This is a genomic window from Winogradskyella sp., assembly GCF_965656915.1.
Classification (GTDB): domain Bacteria; phylum Bacteroidota; class Bacteroidia; order Flavobacteriales; family Flavobacteriaceae; genus Winogradskyella.
Genome location: NZ_CBFHMI010000027.1, coordinates 1 through 15,358, shown reverse-complemented (window position 1 = coordinate 15,358; position 15,358 = coordinate 1). Strand labels below are relative to the sequence as shown.

Annotated in this window: 19 protein-coding genes and 1 riboswitch; of the genes, 11 read left to right on the top strand and 8 right to left on the bottom strand. The window is 33.2% G+C overall.

Features of this window, described 5'->3' with window-relative positions:
• Nucleotides 1-62: 62 nt before the first annotated feature.
• On the bottom strand, nucleotides 63-1,205 hold the full coding sequence (locus tag ACTG3Y_RS08365) for an ABC transporter substrate-binding protein (RefSeq protein ID WP_439152474.1): 1,143 nt from the start codon (nucleotides 1,203-1,205) through the stop codon (nucleotides 63-65).
• Nucleotides 1,206-1,404: 199 nt separating this feature from the next.
• A riboswitch (cobalamin riboswitch) is annotated at nucleotides 1,405-1,597 on the top strand.
• A 64-nt stretch (nucleotides 1,598-1,661) separates the two neighbouring features.
• Between ACTG3Y_RS08365 and ACTG3Y_RS08360 the strand changes: the two genes are divergently transcribed.
• On the top strand, nucleotides 1,662-3,593 hold the full coding sequence (locus ACTG3Y_RS08360; RefSeq protein ID WP_439152473.1) for a TonB-dependent receptor plug domain-containing protein: 1,932 nt from the start codon (nucleotides 1,662-1,664) through the stop codon (nucleotides 3,591-3,593).
• A gap of 31 nt (nucleotides 3,594-3,624) precedes the next feature.
• On the opposite strand, the gene ACTG3Y_RS08355 is transcribed toward ACTG3Y_RS08360, so the two are convergent.
• Nucleotides 3,625-5,055, bottom strand: a complete 1,431-nt coding sequence (locus tag ACTG3Y_RS08355; RefSeq protein WP_439152472.1) for a S41 family peptidase — start codon at nucleotides 5,053-5,055, stop codon at nucleotides 3,625-3,627.
• Nucleotides 5,056-5,216: 161 nt separating this feature from the next.
• Here ACTG3Y_RS08355 and ACTG3Y_RS08350 point away from each other — a divergent pair, with 161 nt between their 5' ends.
• Genes ACTG3Y_RS08350 through ACTG3Y_RS08335 form a run of 4 tightly spaced genes read left to right on the top strand, consistent with a single transcriptional unit; the run spans nucleotide 5,217 to nucleotide 7,361 of the window.
• The gene (locus ACTG3Y_RS08350; protein ID WP_439152471.1) at nucleotides 5,217-5,726 is read left to right on the top strand and encodes an RNA polymerase sigma factor; all 510 of its coding nucleotides are present in this window, start codon (nucleotides 5,217-5,219) and stop codon (nucleotides 5,724-5,726) included.
• Complete coding sequence (locus ACTG3Y_RS08345; RefSeq protein WP_439152470.1) at nucleotides 5,713-6,210, top strand: hypothetical protein; 498 nt, start codon at nucleotides 5,713-5,715, stop codon at nucleotides 6,208-6,210. The genes ACTG3Y_RS08350 and ACTG3Y_RS08345 overlap by 14 nt, the downstream gene beginning before the upstream one ends.
• Nucleotides 6,211-6,229: 19 nt before the next feature.
• Nucleotides 6,230-6,805 (top strand): DUF4252 domain-containing protein, encoded by a 576-nt coding sequence (locus ACTG3Y_RS08340; protein ID WP_439152469.1) that lies wholly within the window; start codon nucleotides 6,230-6,232, stop codon nucleotides 6,803-6,805.
• A gap of 10 nt (nucleotides 6,806-6,815) precedes the next feature.
• Nucleotides 6,816-7,361 (top strand): DUF4252 domain-containing protein, encoded by a 546-nt coding sequence (locus ACTG3Y_RS08335; protein WP_439152468.1) that lies wholly within the window; start codon nucleotides 6,816-6,818, stop codon nucleotides 7,359-7,361.
• 40 nt (nucleotides 7,362-7,401) lie between these two features.
• On the opposite strand, the gene ACTG3Y_RS08330 is transcribed toward ACTG3Y_RS08335, so the two are convergent.
• The 3 genes from ACTG3Y_RS08330 to ACTG3Y_RS08320 are packed head-to-tail and all read right to left on the bottom strand — an operon-like array spanning nucleotide 7,402 to nucleotide 9,621.
• Nucleotides 7,402-7,569 carry a hypothetical protein gene (locus ACTG3Y_RS08330; RefSeq protein WP_439152467.1) on the bottom strand — a complete coding sequence of 56 codons (168 nt, stop codon included), beginning with the start codon at nucleotides 7,567-7,569 and terminating at the stop codon, nucleotides 7,402-7,404.
• A 54-nt stretch (nucleotides 7,570-7,623) separates the two neighbouring features.
• A complete protein-coding gene (gene purB, locus ACTG3Y_RS08325; RefSeq protein ID WP_439152466.1) occupies nucleotides 7,624-8,967 on the bottom strand; it encodes an adenylosuccinate lyase in 1,344 nt (447 codons plus the stop codon).
• Nucleotides 8,968-9,027: 60 nt separating this feature from the next.
• Entirely contained in the window at nucleotides 9,028-9,621 is a 594-nt protein-coding gene (locus ACTG3Y_RS08320) for an adenylosuccinate lyase (protein ID WP_439152465.1), read from the bottom strand.
• Nucleotides 9,622-9,663: 42 nt separating this feature from the next.
• Here ACTG3Y_RS08320 and ACTG3Y_RS08315 point away from each other — a divergent pair, with 42 nt between their 5' ends.
• From ACTG3Y_RS08315 to ACTG3Y_RS08300, 4 genes are all read left to right on the top strand, one after another.
• A complete protein-coding gene (locus ACTG3Y_RS08315; RefSeq protein ID WP_439152464.1) occupies nucleotides 9,664-10,143 on the top strand; it encodes a heme-binding domain-containing protein in 480 nt (159 codons plus the stop codon).
• Nucleotides 10,144-11,376, top strand: coding sequence for a glycosyltransferase family 4 protein (locus tag ACTG3Y_RS08310; RefSeq protein WP_439152463.1), 1,233 nt, complete (start codon nucleotides 10,144-10,146; stop codon nucleotides 11,374-11,376).
• Between the two features lie 266 nt (nucleotides 11,377-11,642).
• Nucleotides 11,643-12,014: a hypothetical protein gene (locus ACTG3Y_RS08305; RefSeq protein ID WP_439152462.1), complete on the top strand. Its 372-nt coding sequence runs from the start codon at nucleotides 11,643-11,645 to the stop codon at nucleotides 12,012-12,014.
• The gene (locus ACTG3Y_RS08300) at nucleotides 12,014-12,214 is read left to right on the top strand and encodes a helix-turn-helix transcriptional regulator (RefSeq protein WP_439152461.1); all 201 of its coding nucleotides are present in this window, start codon (nucleotides 12,014-12,016) and stop codon (nucleotides 12,212-12,214) included. The genes ACTG3Y_RS08305 and ACTG3Y_RS08300 overlap by 1 nt, the downstream gene beginning before the upstream one ends.
• 16 nt (nucleotides 12,215-12,230) lie before the next feature.
• Here the strand turns inward: ACTG3Y_RS08300 and ACTG3Y_RS08295 are convergent, their stop codons facing one another.
• On the bottom strand, nucleotides 12,231-12,905 hold the full coding sequence (locus ACTG3Y_RS08295; protein ID WP_439152460.1) for an SIR2 family NAD-dependent protein deacylase: 675 nt from the start codon (nucleotides 12,903-12,905) through the stop codon (nucleotides 12,231-12,233).
• Between the two features lie 25 nt (nucleotides 12,906-12,930).
• Here ACTG3Y_RS08295 and ACTG3Y_RS08290 point away from each other — a divergent pair, with 25 nt between their 5' ends.
• Together ACTG3Y_RS08290 and ACTG3Y_RS08285 are read left to right on the top strand one after the other, a co-directional pair.
• A complete protein-coding gene (locus tag ACTG3Y_RS08290) occupies nucleotides 12,931-13,587 on the top strand; it encodes a TrmH family RNA methyltransferase (RefSeq protein ID WP_439152459.1) in 657 nt (218 codons plus the stop codon).
• Between the two features lie 24 nt (nucleotides 13,588-13,611).
• A complete protein-coding gene (locus ACTG3Y_RS08285; protein ID WP_439152458.1) occupies nucleotides 13,612-13,974 on the top strand; it encodes a VOC family protein in 363 nt (120 codons plus the stop codon).
• A gap of 3 nt (nucleotides 13,975-13,977) precedes the next feature.
• Here the strand turns inward: ACTG3Y_RS08285 and ACTG3Y_RS08280 are convergent, their stop codons facing one another.
• Both ACTG3Y_RS08280 and ACTG3Y_RS08275 read right to left on the bottom strand, forming a co-directional pair.
• On the bottom strand, nucleotides 13,978-14,796 hold the full coding sequence (locus ACTG3Y_RS08280; protein WP_439152457.1) for a carboxypeptidase-like regulatory domain-containing protein: 819 nt from the start codon (nucleotides 14,794-14,796) through the stop codon (nucleotides 13,978-13,980).
• 121 nt (nucleotides 14,797-14,917) lie between these two features.
• Nucleotides 14,918-15,358, bottom strand: a 441-nt coding sequence (locus ACTG3Y_RS08275; protein ID WP_439152456.1) for a DbpA RNA binding domain-containing protein, incomplete at its 5' end; no start/stop codon positions are given.

Here is a 15,358-nt window from a genome sequence, read left to right as displayed (position 1 = left end):
CATCTCATTTTCTTCAAATTTAATATAAAAGATTCTTCACTGGGTTGAGAAAGACAGAATTTCTAATTAAGAGGTCTAAAAAAGTTTGGCTGATAATCTTTTAATAATTCCGGATGACAGACTTTAATTATATCTTTTAAAACCAAATCTGGTCTGGCAGTACCTAATTCATAGTACAATACTCCACCAGTTGCACCTGTAGTGTTTGAAAAAGTAAAGATGCTTCTGTTTTTAAAAGCTTCAAAATTAGCATATAAATTATTAGCCGCTTTAAGTTGCTGATAACTGCTATAATAAGAAGGATTAAGCCAAATGTTAGCGTCTTTAGCTTTATCTAAAACAACTTCAAAACTTAAGGCTAAACTTCCATTCCCAGATGTGTTTGCCCATATATAATCTACATTGGCATCCTCTAGAAACTGAGCTTCAGCACTAGATCCATTTGGTAAATACCAAACATCTTTATGCATAGCACCGCTAAGTATAGTAGGACGATTTGTTGCTTTTGCTGCCAATGCTTTAGCTTCTAAATAATCGTTTTCAATTTTATTAAAAATTGAGTCTGCTTCCTTTTCTTTATTGAATAAAACACCAAAGAATTTAATCCACTCAGCTTTTGCAAGGGCAGAAGATTCTACCCAATCTCCATTATAAACCACAGGTATATTAGCTTTCTTAATGGTTTCAAATGTTTTATTAACACCATCAACACCAAAACCTATTACAATATCAGGATTGAGCTCTAATAGCACTTCTGTGTTAATGCCTTCATTCTTTCCTAATTCTCTGATGTCTCCATTATCAATGCGCTTTCTGGTTTTTCTTGAAGATATATAATCTGTTCCTGGAAATCCTACTAAGGTATGTTCGACTCCTAAGAGTTCTAGCGCTGGTATATGTGTGGTTGAGGTAGTTACTAATTTTTTAATAGGGTGAATAATGTAGCCATCAAATTGATTTTCTGGAAATGTCATTTTAGCCATATTGTCTTTAGAAATCATACAATAATTGTATACTCTATCTGCATTTGGCCATGGTTTTAAAATGGTCAAAACCTTATAAATACCAAAATCGGTTACTGAGAATCCTTCTGCATACTTCAGTTCTAACATCGTAGAATCTTCAATACTTGGTAATGTCGTTTTTGTTTCATTCTTACATGAAATGAATACTACAAAAAGAAGAAAGATTTTCACTGTTTTCATATGTAACTAATGTAACGCATTACGATATTTTGTCGTTGTAATTTTGTTAAAACTTCAATTATGAGAGACGATTCAAATTTAACACTATATATCGTTGCTGGAATCATCATCTTACATTTTTTAGTAGGATTTATCTATCTCATTTATAAAATGAATAAGAAAAGCGAGGATTAGTTCTACAACTTTTCTTTATTACATTATTTTTGCACAGAAATCTGGTTTTATTCGTTAAGTCGAATGAATTAAAAGGGAATTTGGTGTAAATCCAAGACTGTTCCCGCAACTGTAAGCTACAAAGCTTGTTATTTCCTTCAATGTCACTGGAATATTTATTCTGGGAAGACCAATAACAAGACGCAAGTCAGGAGACCTGCCAATTTCAACATAGAAGTAAAACTTTCGGGATAAAAGTTTACGTATAGTTCGCTGTATGTTCTCGAGCAATTAATGTATTAAATGAACAAGACTAAACTGTTTTGTGGCATGCTTGCTATAGGTGTGTTATCTGTTGGACTTGCGCAAAAAAAGCAGGATTCTGTAAAGGTTGAACAACTGGATGAAATTGTTCTAACCGATTCTCGTTTTGAAATAAAACGAGAAAATTCTGGTAAGGTTATTACCAAAATTACACAAGCCGATTTACAAAAACTACAAGGTCAATCCATAGCAGAAATCATAGGAAGAACTGTTGGTGTTGAAATTAATGGTGTGAGAAGTAACGCTGGTCAGAATCTTAATTATTTTGTAAGAGGAGGACGAAATCGCCAGGTATTAATACTTATTGATGGTATACAGGTTACTGATCCTTCCCAAATCGCTAACGATTACGATTTACGCTTGTTAAACGCAGACCAGGTAGAATCAATCGAGATTCTAAAAGGTGCATCAAGCACATTGTATGGTACTGGTGCCGCAACAGCTGTGATAAACATTAAATTGAAAAAAGCCGAATCATCTCCATTTAATATTAATATGAGAAGTGTATTTGGCACTAACCAGCCGAATAATGAAAATGAATATAGAATTGAAGATTTTAGAAATAGTATTTCTATGAACGGAAACTCTGGTGAACTAAGTTATTTAGTGTCTTTTGGACATCAGCTTACAGATGGTATTTCTGCAATTGCAGGTGGCAAAGAGACCGATGCCTTAAATAGCCATAACGGAAATTTAAAGCTATCCTATACTTTTAAGGATGATTTCAAAATAACGGCTTATGGTAGTTTCGATAGATTTAAGACTGATTTCGATGATAGTTTTGGAATGATGGATGCAGATAATGTATCTAGTTCGAAGCAATATAGACTAGGCTTATCTCCAGAATATACTTATGCTAGCGGAAATATTACAATTAATGCAGCATTTAATAATGTAGAACGAGAAATCAAATCTGGATTTCCTTCATTGTTTAATTCCAAAAGTATTGTAATAGATGCCTTTAACCGTTATACGTTTAATGACAAATTTTACACGGTTTTAGGTGTGAATTATCAAAACAATAGCATGGAAAGCTTTTCAATTCCTTTTGGTGAAACAGAGTTTAACAGAGATATAGATCCCAACTCTGCAAATTTTGAAATTATGGACCCTTATGCTAACATCGTTTATGTTTCAGATTTTGGCTTAAATATTAATGCAGGTATGCGTTTAAATAATCATAGTGAATATGGACGTCAGATAGTTTACAGCTTAAATCCATCTTATAAAAAAGAATTCGAAAATGGCTACTTAAAGGGATTAATAAGTTATAGTTCAGCATTTATCACTCCATCTTTATTTCAATTATTTGAACCAAATTTTGGTAATACAGACTTGAAACCAGAAGAAAACCAAACTTTTGAAATTGGCGCAGAGTTTTATATTGAAGATAGTGCAACCTTAAGCTTGGTGTATTTTAATAGAAATGAAGACAACTTTATAGATTATAGAGATACAGGTAATTTTGTGTTTCAATATCAAAATGTTGATAATGAATTTACTGCAACTGGTTTAGAGTTTACAGCAAATGTTATTGTAATTAAGAATTTGAATCTTAATACAAATGCAACTTATACAAATGTAGATAAGAGTTTAAATCTAAGAATCCCTGAGATAAAAATTAATGCAAGATTAGATTATCACTTGTCTGAGAAGACTGTTGTAAGTTTGGCTTATCAATTCAATGATGATAGAGATGATGTGTTTTTTAATAATGACACATTTGAAAGTGTAAACGTAAATTTAGAGCCATACATTATAACTGACTTTTTTGTAAGTCATGAAGTTATAAAAGATAAAATGACCATTTTTAGTAATATCAGTAACATCTTTAATGAAGAGTACCAGGAACTTTTTGGATTTGCAACAAGAGGGAGAAATGTAAATTTTGGCTTTAATCTTAAATTATAAATTGAAAAAGCCACTTTTACAGTGGCTTTTTTTAATATTCTATATACATATCCTGCTCTAGTGGATGCAATTGAACCGAGCTACGAACTTCTCGAATCGGCTCATACTGTTCATAGTAAAAACGCCCTAAACTACCCGTAATATCAATAATAGCTTCACGTAATAACGGTTCAGAAATAGATCCTAAAGACTCAAATGTACTCGGAGTTTCACTGATAGGAATATCTGGTGATAAACCTGTAGATGGCACTAACGCCTCGTTTGAGTTTGTTGAGTTTGCAACTAAAGGTTGCATAGCATAGGTGTGATTTGGATTAACTCCTTCCGTTGTAAATAATCCGGGAGAATCATATACCGTTAAAGACGACTGTGTTTTACCAACAGTATTTTCACCAATGACAACAACTTCTATGTAAGGATTTAGACCATTTATCAATGCCTCACTTGCAGAAGCTGTTCTTCTATTTGTGGTTATGATATAGACTTTAGATAGGTTTAAACTATTTACTTGACCTACATTGTCTATGGTGTCAGTAAATAGATAATCTCTATTTAATTCATCTAAATTTTCATTATAAAATAATTTAGAAAATACATCACCATTATACTGACCAGTAATCATACTCGCTAAATAGGCAGCAGTTTGTACTGATCCACCACCATTGTAACGCAAATCAATAACAAGTTCTTCAATGCCACCAGACTGAAACGTTCCAAATGCATTATTAAGAGCACCATTAAAGCTGCTATTAAAACCGTTGTACATTAAATAACCAATTAAAGTATCGTCCACATTTAGGATATCTACAATATGCACAGGGTTTTCAGTGTATTCTGCTGCAGTTAAACTTGTACTATCGCCATTTATAGTTACAGTATCATCTTCCGCTGAATTGGTGCCATTAGTGTCATAGTCAGCAAAATTTATGGTGTACGTGTCTTGATTTAATAGTTGATTAAGGTTACTAGTGGTTAAAGCAACACCATCTACAGCCCTAAATATTTCACCTCTTTCTAATCCTAAATTATCAGCAACACTATTGTTTAGTACAAGCGTAATAGCACCGAAAACTTCAGTCTCACTGCCAGGTACTAAATACAAATTAAACTCTAAACCATTAGTTAGAGTAATACCTTGTTGTTGATTCTGAAAATCAAAGTAGTTTGAGAATATTCTACTAAATCTATCGACAGATTCAGGAAGATATTTTACAGATTCAAATATTTCTTCTGGTGTTTCAAAAGAATCGAGATAATCATTGTATTGGTCATCTGAAGAGAATCTATCATTTGCCAGATCTGGTATATCAGATTTATAGAGATAAACGGCATTCATACCTTTCCACACAAAATCTTTTACTTCTGTGTTAGAAAAACTAACATTATCATCTAAATCTTCAAAACAACTTGTAACTAAAAATAGGGTAACACAAATTAATAGTAGCGTTTTAATCTTTTTCATCTTTTTCTTTTTTGTTTAGAGCAATTTTTTACTTCAAATCGTAAAACTCTAAATTTACTGACAATATTGAAATAAAAAAAAACTTTGTAACAAATTGTAATGTGTATCGTCGTAATTATGAAAGCGACTAGAAAACGTTTTTACGACCAATCAAATTAGTAATGAAGCAGGCAGATTTTGTAAGCTTAGTAATGCCATTTAAGGACAAAGTATTTCGTTTAGCAAAGCGATTGCTCGTTTCTCGTGAAGAAGCTGAGGACGCTACACAAGAAATACTATTGAAATTATGGAGAAATAAACAAAAGATAGGTGAGTATAAAAATGTTGAAGCCTTTTCAATGACCATGACAAAAAATTTCTGTTTGGACAGATTAAAATCTAAACAAGCACAAAATTTAAAAATTGTCCATAGTAATTATACAGACAATAATGCATCATTGCAAAAACAACTTGAAGCTAGAGATAGTATGGATTGGGTCTCAAAAATTATGGAAGACCTTCCAGAACAACAAAAAATAATAGTGCAACTGAGAGATATTGAGCAATATGAGTTCGCAGAAATTGCTGAAATGCTAGATATGAATGAGACAGCAATTAGAGTTGCATTATCCAGAGCACGAAAAACGATACGAGATAAATTAACTAATACACATAGACATGGTATTAAATAATATAGAAAAATTAATAGAAAAGTATAACAACGCGGAAACAACGCTAAAAGAAGAAGCTCAATTACGAGCCTATTTTACAAGTGAAGATGTAGCGCCGCATTTAGAGCATTACAAACCAATGTTCTTATATTTTTCGAAATCGCAACAAGAGCAGTATACCAAAGACGTTCCATTAAACACTAAAAAGAACACAAGATTTTATCAGTGGATTTCTGTCGCAGCCGTAGTTGTTCTTATGCTTGGTTTTATTGTACCAAACCTGTTTGGTCCTACTGCTGAAGAGATTCAGCAAAGAGAAGAAGCGCTTTTAGTTTATAATCAAACTATGGAAGCCTTTAATTTAATCTCTTTAGGAATGAACGAAGGAAAATCACAATTAACAAACCTAACTTTGGTAAGCGATAATATCAGTGAAGGTGTAGAGCAAGCAAGTAAGTTAGGAGAATTTAACACAATGACAAATAAAATTTTAAAAAACAAGTAACACTTAACAATTAGAAATTATGAAGAAATTAATAGTAATAACAGCGCTTTTACTGGCACCAGTAGTGACCTTTGCTCAAGGTATTTTCGATAAATATGAGGATGTTGAAGAAGTATCATCATTTGTGATTAATCAGAAGGCCTTTAGAATGTTGGCTACAATAGATATGGATGTAGATGATCCAGAAGCAAAGGAATTTATGGAAATGGTTAAGAAAATAACTGGTCTTAAAGTCTTTACAACAGGAGATGACAAAGTATCTGCAGATATGAAAGCAACAGTAGAATCGTATCTAAAGTCGTCTGATCTTGAAGAGTTAATGCGTTTCAAAGACGGAGAACAAACGGTAAAGTTTTACGTAAAAGAAGGTAAAGACCAGAACCATGTCAAAGAATTATTGATGTTTATGACTGGTCTTAAAGAATTAACTGAAGGACAGGATATAGAAATTAACGGTAAGAAACGTGTTTTTGAAACTGTAGTATTGTCATTAACAGGCGATATAGATTTAAGACAAATCTCTAAAATCACTAACCAAATGGATATTCCAGGAGGAGAACAGTTAAAGAAAGCTGGTGATAAAAAACAAGACTAATAGTATGATAATGAAAAAATCAATCAAAAAATCAATAGTAATGTTGCTTTTGGCTGCAGCTTTTATAAGCTGTAACCAAGGGCCAACGTTGCAAACTTATTATGTAGACAATGAGCTAAATCTTGGTTTTTCATCTTTTGATGTACCAACAAGTATTATAAATATAGAAGAAGTAGACATGACAGATGAGCAAAAAGAAGCTTATGAGTCTGTAAATAAACTAAACGTTTTGACCTTTATTATTAACGAGGATAATGTTGATAATTATAGGGTCGAATTAGATAAAGTAAAAGCAATCTTACAAAACCCTAAATACGAAGAGCTTATGAGAGGCTCTACTGAAGACGGTAGATTTGTCGTAAAATTTTTGGGTGAATCAGAACTAAGTATTGATGAACTTATTGTATTTGGTAGTGCCAGTGATAAAGGATTTATGATTGCTCGAGTATTAGGTGACGATATGAATGCAGGTCAACTAATGAAATTAGGTGATGTATTGCAGAATGCCAACATTGAGGATTCTCAACTCAAGGGCTTAACAGATTTTTTTAAATAAACTGACAATTATTTAAATGTTAATGAGAATCGTCTTGAAGTTAATCTTCAGGGCGATTTTTTTTAACGCTGTTTTTAAAGGCAAACACAAACGCCATAATTATTAAAATACCAAAGCCTCCAAATAATAAGGCTTTAATAATAATGTAGTCTAACACCTCAAACATGCCTGCAGTAAAAAAGCCTATGCCAACTATAGCAACACTCAATAGTGAGATTGTATTTTTATTTAAAGGAAACAAATCTTGGATACAAATTTACTTTTAAATGCCTGTATAATTACTAGGTGTAATTGCTTTAAGCTCAGATTTTATTGTGTCTGAAACTTCTAATGTATCAATAAAACTAGAAATAGAGCTATGAGTAATAGCTTCATTCGTTCTGGTTAATCCTTTTAAGGCTTCATAAGGACTGGGATAGTTCTCACGCCTTAAAATAGTTTGAATAGCTTCTGCAACAACAGCCCAGTTATTTTCTAAGTCTTGTTCAAATTTAGCTTTATTAAGTAACAGTTTGCCTAAACCTTTTAGCGTTGATTTAAATCCAATTAATGTGTGTCCAAATGGGACACCAATATTTCTCAAAACAGTACTATCTGTAAGATCTCGTTGTAATCTGGAGATTGGTAGTTTTGCAGCTAAATGCTCAAAAATAGCATTAGCAATACCAAGATTTCCTTCACTATTTTCAAAATCTATTGGATTCACTTTGTGCGGCATCGCAGAACTACCAACTTCGCCTTTTTTGATTTTTTGCTTAAAATAATCCATAGAAACGTAGGTCCAGATGTCTCTATCTAAATCTATGATTATGGTATTAATACGTTTTAAGGCATCAAACAAGGCTGCCATATGATCGTAGTGTTCGATCTGAGTTGTTGGAAAGGAATGCTGTAAGCCTAATTTTTCCTGTACAAACTGCGTACCAAATGCTCTCCAGTCAATATTTGGATACGCTACTTTATGTGCATTAAAATTACCAGTTGCTCCACCAAATTTAGCGGCACCTGGCACGTCATTTAGTAAGTTAAATTGTTCTTTAAGACGTACTACAAAAACATCAATTTCTTTTCCTAATCGTGTTGGAGAAGCTGGTTGTCCGTGTGTTCTAGCAAGCATTGGAATATCTGCCCACTCTTTGCCCAGACTTTCTATTTTTTCTAAAAGTGAAAAATATTCAGGAACATACACATCATTCATAGCATCCTTTATGCTTAGCGGTATTGCCGTATTGTTGATATCCTGTGACGTTAAACCAAAATGAATAAATTCTTTATACTCCGTTAATCCTAAGGCATCAAATTTTTCTTTTATAAAATACTCCACCGCTTTTACATCATGGTTGGTCACCTTTTCAATGTTTTTTATTGATGTAGCATCAAGTGGTGTGAAGTTTTTATAAATTGCTCTAAGGTCTTCAAAAACAGAATTAGAAACAGATTCTAACTGAGGAAGCGGAATTTCACATAATGCAATAAAATATTCAATTTCTACTAATACACGATATTTTATAAGCGCTTCTTCAGAAAAATAGTTTCCTAGAGCATTTACTTTAGACCTGTACCGACCATCTATTGGTGAAATTGCATTTAGTGACGTTATTCCCATTTGAGTTTCAATTTTGAAGCCTCAAAGATAATAAAGTAACTGAAGAGTTTATGCTAATAATTAATTGTTTTTGGGTCTGTATGTAGCTGTTACAATACCTAATTTTTTAAGCACATGTCTGGCTCTTGCTTTAAATGCAGCAGTTTGTTGGTTATAGTCTTGTTGAAGGATAGTTTTTAGTTCATCATGTATCCAGTCAAATTCAGTGCCGAGTAAATATAATGAACTCATACTATACACTTTTACGGCTACTTTCTCATCTCTTATCATCCAATCGAAGCAAGCTTCAACAATTTGCTCTCTTTGACGATGAGTTAAGTTTTCTCTTATTTTAGAATTAAGGTTACTGTAATAGTTGGTTATAATCATTTCGGTGACTTTAGCCATAGGTCTTACGGAAGAATCTAATTGCAACTTGGAAATATTCGAAACAAAATCTTCTAAATAAGGAGCCATTAAGTCGATGTCCTTTGTGACCACAAATTCAAAAACCCAAGCGGCTCTGGTTGATAGTTTATCACCGACCATAAATATAATATTCATTAAAGGCTTAAGTAATTGTAAATCATTAGATACTATATCAGCGTATTTAGTGCGACATTCTCTCGTAGCATCAACGTAATTTAATTCGGAATAAAGTTGGTCTTTTGTCAAAACGTTTCTTATTTTTAACTCTTCTAAATTAGTCAAAATACTATGATAAAAAAACTCTTAAAAAAATTAGGACTAGCCATATTAATCGTATTTATTCTTGCCCACTTTTTTGGACCTGTCAAGAATGATGGTGATATTGCTTCCGTTGAAGCGTTTTTAGTAGATACCAATCCACCTGAAGATGTAAAACTCATATTAAAAAGTACTTGTTTTGATTGCCATAGCGACCACACAAAATATCCTTGGTATAACACTATTACTCCAGTTAACTATTGGTTAGCCGATCATATAAGACATGGAAAAGGCGATTTTAATGTGTCTAAGTGGAATGACTATTCAGACAAGAAAAAAGACCATAAGCTGGAGGAATTAGCAGAAGAAGTAGAAGAAGGACACATGCCATTACCAAGTTATACCTGGACACATAGTGAGGCTAAATTAACAAAAGAGCAAATTGCATCTATAGAAGCTTGGGTGAAAACTGCACGATTAAAATATGCCTTTTTGAAAGAGCCTCAATAGTTGAATAAAATAGCCTTAATTATTGGTTTTGTATGGCCAGAGCCTAAAAGTTCTGCAGCTGGTAGTAGAATGTTGCAGCTTATTACCCAGTTTCAAAATCAAGGCTATGCTATAACCTTTGCTTCTGCAGCAAAGACATCACCAAATACATTTAATTTAAAAGCTAAAGGCATATCAACGCAGTCTATACTCTTAAATGATTCTTCCTTCGATGATTTTGTGTCAGATTTAAAACCAGATCTTGTTCTTTTTGACAGATTTATGACTGAAGAGCAATATGGCTGGAGAGTAGCAGAATATTGTCCTGAAGCATTACGAATTTTAGATACCGAAGATTTCCACGGTCTAAGAAAGGCTAGGGAAATGGCTCTAAAAGCTAGCACTACAGTTTCATTAGAGCATTTGCAAAATGATACGACTAAACGCGAAATAGCAAGCATCTACAGATGTGATTTGAGCATAATCATTTCTGAAGTAGAACTTGAAATTCTAACAGATCAATTTAATATTGATGGTAGCTTACTCTATTATTTGCCATTCTTACTAGAGCCCGCTGATAAATCTGAATTAGAGCAATTACCAACTTTCGAAGAACGACAAGATTTCATCACTATTGGTAATTTTTTACATCCACCAAATTACGATGTGGTATTGTATTTAAAACAGACTATTTGGCCATTAATAAGACGAGAGCTACCGAAGGTGCAACTGCATATTTACGGAGCTTACGCATCTCAAAAGGTAACACAGTTACATAACGAACACGACGGTTTTTTAATAAAAGGATTTGCTGAAGAGGTCAGTAAAGTAATGCAACAAGCTAAAGTCTGTCTGGCACCTTTGCGATTTGGTGCAGGTTTAAAAGGAAAAGTTGTAGATGCCATGCTAAATGGGACACCATGTGTAATGTCTAGTATTGCCGCAGAAGGTATGTTTGGGAATTTTGATACAAACGGATTTATAGAAGATAAACCAAATTTATATGTACAAAAAGCGATTGAACTCTACAAAGACGCTGAGCTATGGCAAACGATACAGACCAACGGTTTTAAAATTATAAATATGCGTTTTAATACTGCTAACTTTCAGGCGGATTTTTCTAAAAAGCTTAAGTTATTGAGCGCTAATTTAAAAGAGCATCGTCAAAACAATTTTATTGGTAACTTATTACAACATCAGACATTACAGAGTACTAAATACTTAAGTAAATGGATTGAAGAGAAGAATAAGTGATTTTTTAGGCTCGCTAACCTTAATGATATGACGTCGTTTCAATGACTAATAGCAGTCCTTAACGAATTTAGCTAGAAATTTTCATAAAGTCAAGTTACAGTGATTTCATTTGTGTATTTCAAAAATGTAAAGTATATTTGTCATATAGTAAAAATAATTTTACTTAATATAAAATATATTTGTCATTTATGAATACGGAAAAACTAGTAGAATGCGAGCGTAATCGCCTTTTGAAGATGTCAATCTTTAGATTGCCACATTTATTTATGAAAATAGGTTTAGCTCTAATTTTGTTATCCATAGCAGCGATGTTTATTAGAGCCTTTACTATTGAAGGAGATACTGTATGGCTAAAATTAGTATTGCAAAAAACCTTATTAATTGGTATGCTCATCATGTCTTTATCTAAAGACAAAGAAGAAGATGAGATGACTATGAGTTTAAGAGCACAATCTTATGCCATTGCATTTATCGTTGGCGTTGTATATGCTTTAGTGATGCCATATGTAGAATTTGGTGTCTCAAATGTGGTAAATTCTGGTGGTGAAGCTTATAAAGATTTAGGTGATTTTCAAGTATTGCTATTTATGCTTATGATTCAATTAATGTTTTATCATACTTTAAAGCGTTACAGATAATGGAAAATACCATAAAAGTAGAACGCGCTATTTTAAGTATAACTCAAGATGAATTAGCCAAAAAAATAGGTGTATCGCGCCAAACTATAAACTCTATTGAAGCCAATAGATATGTGCCTTCAACGGTTTTGGCACTAAAACTTTCGAAAGTTTTTAATAAGCCAGTAAATGCTTTATTTAGACTCTGTGAGGAGGATTAGAATAAAACAAAATCTACTATGATAATAATTCATAAAGCACTTTCATACCTTCAGTAGCTGTTTTAGCAATCACTTTAATTTTACCACTATTGCCCAAAGCTGGTTTAGGATCTATATAGTAAATTTCGGTATCTGGTTGTACATAATTTATTAAACTTGCTGCAGGATACACTTGCATACTTGTACCAATGATCAAAAGAATATCCGCAGCGTAGCAGATTTTAACAGCAGTTTCTATCATTGGTACATCTTCACCATACCATACAATATGCGGTCGCAGTTGATAGCCTTTGTCACACAAATCTCCTAGATTCAGGTCTTCTGTCCAGTCTTTAATATCAGATGGGTTACCTATACTTCTTACTTTTGTCAGTTCACCGTGTAGGTGCACCACATCTGTACTACCAGCGCGTTCATGTAAGTTATCTACGTTTTGGGTAATTATGGTAACTTTATAATAATTTTCGAGATGCGCTAAATCCTTATGTGCCTGGTTGGGTTCAACCTCTTTTAATTGCTTACGTCTTTGGTTGTAAAAGTCTAAAACCAATTCAGGATTTGTTCTAAATCCTTCAGGAGAAGCAACTTTCATAACGTCATGGCCTTCCCAAAGTCCATCATGGTCTCTAAAGGTTTTTACACCACTTTCGGCACTCATACCTGCACCTGTTAATACGACAATATGTTTCATGCTTTAAATTTACTAATTTTGAATTATGACCGACCTAAAACTTCTCGAATATCTAGAAACCTACCTTACGGATAATCGTAGAACACGATTTAAAAAGGTATTAGAGCAACGTACCAAATATTTCACCGTTGCTATAGAAGATGTGTATCAATTACACAACACGAGTGCTGTGATACGCTCGTGTGATGTGTTTGGTATACAAGAAGTGAATATTATTGAAGAAATCAACTCCAAACGTATAGATCACGAAATTGCCATGGGAGCCCAGAAATGGGTAGACCTCAATCGGTATCAAAATACCAAATCATGTATTAAAGATTTGAAAACACAAGGCTATCAGATTGTCGCTACAACTCCACACGCCAAAGATTGTGAGTTGATTGATTTTGATATTTCTAAACCCTCATGTTTCTTTTTTGGTAGAGAGACAGAAGGCTTATCGCAACAAGTCTTAGATAATGCAGATTGTTTTCTCAAAATACCAATGGTTGGCTTTACCGAGAGTTTAAATATTTCGGTATCCGCAGCAATTATTTTGCAGCATGTAACCTCAAAGCTCAGAAAATCAGAAATTCCTTGGCAACTTACGGAAGAAGAATTGATAGAAAAACGTTTCGACTGGATAAAGAAAACGATTAAGAATTACGATGCTATTGTAGAGCATTATCAGTCGAAATCATAATATAGAATCTTAAAACAAAATAATATGGTAGGATGGTTTGAAATTCCGGTAAATGATATGGATCGTGCAAAAACGTTCTATGAAACTATATTTAAGTTCGAAATTAGAGACGTAGATTTTGGTGGATTAAAAATGGGTTGGTTTCCTGATAATAAGGGAGCTTATGGTGCCACAGGCACCTTAATTAAGCAAGACAGTTACATACCAAGTCAAGAAGGAACCTTAGTTTACTTTATGTCTGAAGATGTAAATAATGAATTGGATAGAGTAGTAGCTGCTGGTGGTAAAATTTACCAGGAAAAGACTAAAATTTCAGATGAACACGGATATATGGGAGTATTTATAGATACAGAAGGCAATAGAGTTGCATTACATTCTAAAGCGTAACTCTTAAATCTTATCTTTTTTTGACTTTTTATTTCTTTTGTTTTTGTCTTTACTACGACTTATAACCTTATATTCTTCATAGCATTCGCTAATGGCATCTAGTACTTGTAAGTCGTTAGCTGTATTTATAAAGTCTTTAGAGTAATTACATTGATTTATAATTTCATCTAAATCATACTTTGTAACCTGAAGCAAAATCAACAACATTTCGCGATCAAAGCGTTCTGAAAGTTGCTTTCTAATTTCATCGTCTTCCTTCATCTTTCTCAACTTTCGCATCTCATTCGGCTTTTTTTCAAACATGTTATACAAAAAGTCTGCAGGATTAAATATGGCGCCAAGCACTTTAGTCGCAATATTTGGTTTACCAGCTTCATATCCTTGACCAGGTAAACCAGAAATTCTATAGCGGTTATTAGATTGAATTGGTATTTGCTTCATATCAACCTCTAAATAACCGGTAAGTTCTAGTTGTTTTACGGTCACTTCTTCTAAAGCTAGCGCTAATTCAGTCATTTTAATTTCTGTATTACCGAACTTTAGCCAGTCATTGGTTACTCTAACCTTTATTGATTTATAACCCAGATATGATAAATGCAAGGTGTCATTAGCTTTTGCTTTTATTTCAAACTCACCATTATCATCAGTTGAGGTTCCTACTACCTGATTGATGTTTACAATATTTACTTCACTTAATGGACCTTCAGTTGTAGTACTGGTAATAGTACCTTTAACCGTAGAAGGTGTGGTGGTTTTGGTACTGTCTTGGCTATAGCTATGAACTGTAGTAAAACATAGAAATAAAATTAGTAAATATCGCATTCCTTTTTGTTACGTGGTAAAGGTAATAAACAAAACGCATTTTAACATATAGCTATTATACTTTGACTAAATATTAACATGAAATTTTTTATGAAAAAAGCCTCTAAATAGAGGCTTTATTTTATTTTCTTCGAGATCGTCTTGGTCTGTCTGAAACAGAATTACTAGTTTCAGCAGAACGTTTTCTGCTTCTGTTTTCACCAGATGAAGAGCGTCTATCTCCACCGGAATCATCAGAACGTCGTCTTCTGTCACTTCTATTACCAGAGCCTGAAGAACTTCTGTCTCCTCTTGGTTTATCATTGCGTCCGCGATTTCCACCACCAGAACGTCTATCGCTTCTTCCACGACCTCTGTCGCGTCTTCCGCCACCGCTTCGACCTCTATTTTCACTAACTTCTACATTAACAAAACGACCATTATGTTTAAAATCTGTGAAAAACTCAAGTACTTTTTCTTTGTGTTCTTTTTCAGTATTAAAAAATGAAAAACTATCCTTTACATCAACTTTAAATACGTCGTCTCTCCCTAGCTCTAATACTTCTTTTAAAAAGTCTTTGAG

Excerpts from the sequence above, each read along its gene's own strand:
- ACTG3Y_RS08355 (WP_439152472.1), bottom strand. The coding sequence starts at position 5,055 with ATGAAAAAGATTAAAACGCTACTATTAATTTGTGTTACCCTATTTTTA.
- ACTG3Y_RS08285 (WP_439152458.1), top strand. The coding sequence starts at position 13,612 with ATGGTAGGATGGTTTGAAATTCCGGTAAATGATATGGATCGTGCAAAA.
- ACTG3Y_RS08365 (WP_439152474.1), bottom strand. The coding sequence starts at position 1,205 with ATGAAAACAGTGAAAATCTTTCTTCTTTTTGTAGTATTCATTTCATGT.
- ACTG3Y_RS08335 (WP_439152468.1), top strand. The coding sequence starts at position 6,816 with ATGAAAAAATCAATCAAAAAATCAATAGTAATGTTGCTTTTGGCTGCA.
- ACTG3Y_RS08290 (WP_439152459.1), top strand. The coding sequence starts at position 12,931 with ATGACCGACCTAAAACTTCTCGAATATCTAGAAACCTACCTTACGGAT.
- purB (WP_439152466.1), bottom strand. The coding sequence starts at position 8,967 with ATGGGAATAACGTCACTAAATGCAATTTCACCAATAGATGGTCGGTAC.
- ACTG3Y_RS08300 (WP_439152461.1), top strand. The coding sequence starts at position 12,014 with ATGGAAAATACCATAAAAGTAGAACGCGCTATTTTAAGTATAACTCAA.
- ACTG3Y_RS08340 (WP_439152469.1), top strand. The coding sequence starts at position 6,230 with ATGAAGAAATTAATAGTAATAACAGCGCTTTTACTGGCACCAGTAGTG.
- ACTG3Y_RS08295 (WP_439152460.1), bottom strand. The coding sequence starts at position 12,905 with ATGAAACATATTGTCGTATTAACAGGTGCAGGTATGAGTGCCGAAAGT.
- ACTG3Y_RS08305 (WP_439152462.1), top strand. The coding sequence starts at position 11,643 with ATGAAAATAGGTTTAGCTCTAATTTTGTTATCCATAGCAGCGATGTTT.
- ACTG3Y_RS08345 (WP_439152470.1), top strand. The coding sequence starts at position 5,713 with ATGGTATTAAATAATATAGAAAAATTAATAGAAAAGTATAACAACGCG.
- ACTG3Y_RS08350 (WP_439152471.1), top strand. The coding sequence starts at position 5,217 with ATGAAGCAGGCAGATTTTGTAAGCTTAGTAATGCCATTTAAGGACAAA.
- ACTG3Y_RS08280 (WP_439152457.1), bottom strand. The coding sequence starts at position 14,796 with ATGCGATATTTACTAATTTTATTTCTATGTTTTACTACAGTTCATAGC.
- ACTG3Y_RS08315 (WP_439152464.1), top strand. The coding sequence starts at position 9,664 with ATGATAAAAAAACTCTTAAAAAAATTAGGACTAGCCATATTAATCGTA.
- ACTG3Y_RS08360 (WP_439152473.1), top strand. The coding sequence starts at position 1,662 with ATGAACAAGACTAAACTGTTTTGTGGCATGCTTGCTATAGGTGTGTTA.